The organism is Allobosea sp., assembly GCF_048595345.1.
GTDB lineage: Bacteria > Pseudomonadota > Alphaproteobacteria > Rhizobiales > Beijerinckiaceae > Allobosea.
In genome coordinates, this window is sequence record NZ_JBMDWH010000223.1 from 1 (window position 1) to 6,471 (window position 6,471).

The 6,471-nt window shown below is 66.4% G+C and carries 3 protein-coding genes; 1 reads left to right on the top strand and 2 read right to left on the bottom strand.

Features of this window, described 5'->3' with window-relative positions:
- Positions 1 to 326: 326 nt before the first annotated feature.
- Positions 327 to 2,774 (bottom strand): penicillin-binding protein 1A, encoded by a 2,448-nt coding sequence (locus ACOJTB_RS19875; RefSeq protein WP_420104256.1) that lies wholly within the window; start codon positions 2,772 to 2,774, stop codon positions 327 to 329.
- Between the two features lie 145 nt (positions 2,775 to 2,919).
- Entirely contained in the window at positions 2,920 to 4,245 is a 1,326-nt protein-coding gene (locus tag ACOJTB_RS19880) for an N-acetylmuramoyl-L-alanine amidase (protein ID WP_420104257.1), read from the bottom strand.
- A 600-nt stretch (positions 4,246 to 4,845) separates the two neighbouring features.
- On the opposite strand from ACOJTB_RS19880, the gene ACOJTB_RS19885 reads away from it, so the two are divergent.
- Positions 4,846 to 6,471 (top strand): Rne/Rng family ribonuclease (locus tag ACOJTB_RS19885; protein ID WP_420104258.1); only part of this gene is annotated, 1,626 nt, incomplete at its 3' end.

Sequence of the window (6,471 nt, forward strand, 5' to 3'; positions counted from 1 at the left end):
AGAGGGCGTTCAGTTCGGCGAGGCGTCGCTGGGCCTGATCCCAGTCAAAGATGCCTCCTCAGCAGTCCGATCGACTGCTTGGCGTTATCGAGCTGCGTTTGAATCTCGGGTCTCATCGGTCCTGTCCACCTTGCGGGGCGCGGGTCTTGTCGCGGCTTGAGATAGGGGCGAAAGCCGGCGCTGTAAACGCTCTTAGCGGCTCTCGCGTCATGTGGGGGTGCAGAGCGCCTCGTGACCGCGGGAACAGGCGAGTTTGTGCGCCGCCCTTGCGGGACGACTTCGCAGCGCTCGCCATGTCGGGGCGAGCGCGCCGCGCAGCCGCGCGCTCAGTACAGGCCGCCGGTGCCGGAGCCGATCGGGCGGGCGCCGGGGGCAACGCCAAAGGGCGTCGTGCCGTCGCCGGCGGAAGCGCCGATCACCGAGTAGCTGTCGGGCGGCGCCGTACCGGGCTTGAAGGCCTCCAGGATGCCGCCCTCACCGCCGGCGCGCATGCCGGTCTTGGGGTCGACGCGGATCAGCTTGATGCCGGCCGGCACGCGGAACGGCGTGGCGGGCTTGTCCTTCAGCGCGGCCATCATGAAGTCGCGGAAGATCGGCGCGGCATATTGGCCGGCAGTCGCGGAGGTACCGAGCGATTTGGGTTTGTCGAAGCCCATATAGATGCAGGCCGCGAGATCGGGCGAGAAGCCGCAGAACCAGACGTCCTTGGCATCGTTGGTCGTGCCCGTCTTGCCGGCGAGCGGCTTGCCGACGGCCTTCACCACGGTCGCGGTGCCCGCATTGACCACGCCTTCGAGGATCGAGACCATCTGATAGGCGGTCAGCGGGTCGATGACCTGCTCGCGATTGTCGATCAGCCGGGGCTCGGTCTGGTTGTTCCATTTCTCGGCGTTGCAGCCTTCGCAAACACGCTGGTCGTGCTTGAAGATGGTCGCGCCGTAGCGGTCCTGAATTCGGTCGATCAAGGTCGGCCGGATGCGCTTGCCGCCATTGACCAGCATCGAATAGGCGGCCGACATCCGCATCACCGTGGTTTCGCCGGCGCCGAGCGCCATGGAGAGAACCGGCTGCAGATCGTCATAGATGCCGAAGCGGCGGGCATATTCCGCGATCAGCGGCATGCCGACATCCTTGGCCAAACGCACGGTCATCAGGTTCTTCGAGAACTGGATGCCGTAGCGAAGGGTGCGTGGGCCGCTGAACTTGCCGTCGAAGTTCTCCGGCCGCCACATCCCGATGCCGGGGCCCTGATCGATCTCGATCGTCGCGTCGAGCACGATGCTGGAGGGGGTATAGCCATTGTCCAGCGCGGTCGAATAGACGAAGGGCTTGAACGAGGAGCCGGGCTGGCGCATCGCCTGCGTCGCGCGGTTGAACTCCGACTGGTCGTGGCTGAAGCCGCCGACCATCGCGAGCACGCGGCCCGAGAACGGGTCCATCACGGTGATGGCACCGTTGACCTCGGGCAGCTGGCGCAGGCGCACCGTACCTGGCCGGCTTTCGACCGGCTCGACATAGACGACATCGCCGACTGAGACGGCCTGCGAGACGCGGGCGCGGCGCGTCCACTTGATGCCGTCCGCGGCGAGCGTCACGATCTCGCGCTTCTTGTTGAGCGCACCGGAATTGTCGCGCAGCGGATGCAGCCCGAGCCTGGCGCTGTCGCCGCTCGACTCCAGAACGACGGCGAGCCGCCAGGGCGCGACATCGCCCAGCACCGGCAGCTCGCCGACCACCTGGCCCCAATCCTTGCCGGCGAGATCGAGCCGCTGGATCGCGCCGCGCCAGCCGCGTGCCTCGTCGAAGCGCACGAGGCCATCGACCAGCGCCTTGCGCGCCATCAGCTGGACCTTGGGATCGACCGTCGCACGGACGGAGAGCCCGCCCTCGAGGAGCTTCTTCTCGCCATAGCGATCCTGCAGCTCGCGCCGGATTTCCTCGGCGAAATAGCCCGCAGCGATCTGGTTGGGCGAGACCTGACGCGGATTGACGCCGAGCGGCTGCTTCTTGGCCGCCTCGGCGACGTCGCGCTTGACGTAACCGTTCTCGACCATGCGATCGATGACGTAGTTGCGCCGCTCGATGGCGCGATCGGTGTTGCGGTAGGGCTGCAGATCGCTCGGCGCCTTCGGGAGCGCCGCGAGATAAGCGGCCTCCTGCAGGTTCAGCTCATGCACCGACTTGCCGAAATAATTCAGCGCGGCGGCGGCGATACCATAGCTGCCGAGGCCCGGGGCGGGCGCGCCGAGATAGATTTCGTTGAGATAGAGCTCGAGGATCTTGTCCTTGGAATAAGTGGATTCCAGCTTCAGCGCGACAAGAGCCTCGCGGATCTTGCGCTCGATCGACTGCTCGGGGCTGAGGAAGAAGTTCTTCGCGACCTGCTGGGTGATCGTCGAGGCGCCCTGAGGCCGGCGATTCGCGCTGCGGTTGCGATAGTTCGAGATGGCGGCGCGGATCAGACCCTTCGGGTCGATGCCCATATGGGTGTAGAAATCCTTGTCCTCGGCCGAGATATAGGCATCGACGACGAGCTTCGGCACAGCCTGAATCGGCAGATAAAGGCGCCGCTCGCGCGCATATTCGGCGATGAGGCTGCCGTCACCGGCATGGACGCGCGTCATCACCGGCGGTTCGTAGTTCCGCAGCTGGGCGTAATCGGGCAGATCCTGCGAATAATGCCAGATCACGCCGCCGACGACGGCGGCGCCGATCATGAAGGCGATCGCGCCGGCCGCGAACAGCCATCCGAAGATTCGCAGGATAAACCGCATTTCTGGCCCAGCACCTTCAATCTGTCAGGCATCGGCGGCGAGTCGCAGCGCGCCGAAACACCGCTCTATATCATGACGCTGATGGCGGAACCGTGGCTCAACCATCACATTGGCGTTTCGATCTCCCGCGACCGCCAGGCCGCCGCTACTGGCGCGCTTCGGCCGCCTTTCCGACCGGCGCGCGCTCTCGGGCGAAGTAGTCCTCGATCGCGGCACTGACCGCGGCGACCGCCTTGCCGCGCCATTCGGCGGAACTGAGAAGGGCAGCGTCCTTGGGGCTCGACATATAGCCGAGTTCGATCAGCACAGAGGGCACATCCGGCGCGCTCAGCACCCAAAACCGGGCGGAACGCAGCGGAATCCGGTGCATCTTCACCGAGGCCCCGAGCTTATCGACGAGATTGCGGGCGAAGACACCCGAGAACGTGCGGGTCTCGCGGCGGGCGAGATCCATGAGGATGCCGGCCACGTCCTGCACCTCCTCACCGCTTTCGAGGCCGGCGGCCGAATCGGCCTCGTTCTCCTTGGCGGCGAGCTTGGCGGCTTCGGCGTCCGTCGCCCGTTCCGAGCGGGTATAGACCGTCGCGCCACGGACATCCTGCGCCTGCGTCAGCGAATCGGCATGGATCGAGATGAAGAGATCGGCCTTCTCGTTCTGGCCGATGCGAACCCGGTCGGAGAGAGAGACGAAGCGGTCGTCGTCGCGCGTCATCACCACCCGGTAACGGCCCGTCGATTCCAACTGGTCGCGCAGCGCGGTCCCGAAGCCGAGCACCACCGATTTTTCGGCGGTAGAGGCCACGACCGTGCCGGGGTCGATGCCGCCATGGCCTGGATCGATGACCACCGTGCGGCGCGTCTCGCCCACCCGCTTCTCGGCCACTGCCGGCGGGAGTGTCGCCGGCTCGGCCCGCGGAGCCTTCGCGACTTCGGCGAGGAATTCCGCCCTGCCCACCTTTTTCAATTCGATCGACAATTCGCCGAAGCCGCCGCGGACCGGCTTGACCTCGGCCGAAGCGAGAATCGCAGGCTGGGCCAGATCGACGATGATGCGCGCTTTGTCGGCGGTGAAGAGGCCATAGCGATAGCCGCTGACGAAGCCGGCGCTCTTGCGGGCCCCGGGCTGGAGCTGGAAATTGGTCGAAGGCAGCTCGATGATGAGACGGTCGGGCGCGGCCTGGACCCAGGCCTTGAGCGGCACCACGGCCGACAGGGTCATGGCCAGTCGCACCGTCTCGCCCTGGCTTTCGAGCCTGACGTCGGTCGCAACCGGCAGTTCGAGCTGCGGCTTGGGCTGAGAAACGGAAGGTTGGGATATGGCGGGCTGCCCGCCCGCAAGCCCGGCGCAGAGCAGCGAAACGGCCAGCAGGAGGCGGCGCGCACCCTGCCCCATACGCCTCGAAACGGCGCCACGCAGCCATTCTGCTTGGTGGAAGTGGGAAAACAGCTGCTCGGTCCCGTCTGTCGTCACCAACGCTTAACCATAGGCGTCGCGACCTCCTAACAGAGGGTTACCATGGCGCCCGCCCCTGATGAACCGGCCGCACCGGCGGGGCCGGAGAAGCGCTTGCGATGTGACTTGCAAATCACGGTCACCTGTCTGTATTGGAACAAGGCTGCTCAAGCGCCCGCCCTGAGGACACATCCGGATCGAACCATCCGTCGGCGTCCCGGGCTGGCACGTCATCGACCATTCGGACGATGCCGGCGAGCGAGCCTTAACAGATCGTCCGCAGACGGTCGGGTCGGCGTCACCGATGTTCGCCCCTGCCCTGTCTCGCGAGCGTGCAAACGCGGTGAGCCTTAGTCGCGAGACGGGCGCATCGCAGGTCAGGGCAGATGACGGGGCAAACGACGGCGCTCGTTTCAGAAGAGTATCGTCTCCAGCTGCGGACACGCACCGGGTTTTCCCGCGCTGTCGTGCCCGCCCGCCCCGCCGTTCCGACCGTCTCCCTCCTCCTGCAACATGCCGGCTCCAGCCGGCTCTCGAGCGGCGCTTGGGCCCGCGGCGACGGATTGCGATCCGGCGTCGCGGCGACATCGCGAGCGGCCGCCGTAATGGAAATCGTCAATGGCCAACAAGATGCTTATCGATGCCACCCACCCGGAAGAGACCCGGGTCGTGGTGGTGCGCGGATCCCGCGTCGAAGAGTTTGATTTCGAATCCGCGAGCCGCAAGCCGCTCCGCGGCAATATCTATCTCGCCAAGGTGACCCGCGTGGAGCCCTCGCTCCAGGCGGCCTTCGTGGAATATGGCGGCAACCGCCACGGCTTCCTCGCCTTCTCCGAGATCCATCCCGACTATTACCAGATCCCCGTCGCCGACCGTCAGGCTCTCATGGCCGAGGAAGCGCGCGCCGAGCGCGACGAGGAGCGAGACGAGGAGCGCCGGGAGAAGCGTGGCCGACGCGGCCGCCGGGGCGATCGCGACAACCGCGCCAAGAAGGCCGCAGCGGACGAGACCGTGACGGCCGATGTCGATTCCACCGATGCGGTCGAGACCGACGGCAAGGAAGCGGCGATGGTCAGCGAGGGCGCGCCCGCCTTCGGTGAGGAGTTCGCTCCTGCCGTGACCGAATCGCAGAGCGAGGACGCGGCCGAGAACGCGGCGCCCCTCACCTTCGAGACGGTCGAAGCCCCTGCCGCTGAGGCAGAGGCCGACAAGGCGCAAGCCGAAGAGACGCAAGGCGACGAGGCTTCGGCCGAGGCCGGCGACGCGCCCGAGGCCCGCAGGCGTTCCGATGACGAGAACGCGGAAGACGAGGATGGCGACGAGGCCGAGGAGGCTCCCGAGCAGCTCGGCGGCGGCGACGGCCTCGACGACATGCCGGAGCGGCCGCATCGCCAGTCCCGCCGCCAGTACAAGATCCAGGAGGTGATCAAGCGCCGCCAGATCATCCTGGTCCAGGTCGTCAAGGAAGAGCGCGGCAACAAGGGCGCGGCGCTGACCACCTATCTGTCGCTCGCCGGCCGCTATTCGGTGCTGATGCCGAACACCGGCAAGGGCGGCGGCATCTCGCGCAAGATCACCAACGCCGAAGACCGCAAGCGCCTCAAGGAGATCGCCCAGGAGCTGGAGGTGCCGGAGGGCATGGGCCTGATCCTGCGCACGGCGGGCGCCTCGCGCACGCAGGTCGAGATCCGGCGCGACTACGAATATCTGATGCGGATGTGGGAGAGCGTGCGCGAGCTGACGCTTGCCTCGGTCGCCCCGGCGCTGGTCTATGAGGAGGGCAACCTCGTCAAGCGCTCGATCCGCGACCTCTACAACAAGGACATCGACGAGGTTCACGTCGCGGGCGAGGACGCCTATCGCGAGGCCAAGGACTTCATGCGCATGCTCATGCCGGGGCAGGCCAAGAGCGTGAAGCCCTATCGCGAGCAGACGCCTCTCTTCGCCAGCTTCGGCGTCGAGAGCCAGCTCGACGCGATGTTCTCCAGCACCGTCACGCTGCGATCCGGCGGCTATCTGGTGATCAACCAGACCGAGGCGCTGGTCGCCATCGACATCAATTCGGGCCGCTCGACGCGCGAGCACAATATCGAGGACACGGCGCTCAAGACCAATCTCGAGGCGGCGGAGGAAATCTCCCGCCAGCTGCGCCTGCGCGACCTCGCCGGCCTGATCGTCATCGACTTCATCGACATGGAGGAGAACCGGAACAACCGGGCGGTCGAGAAGAAGCTGAAGGAGTGC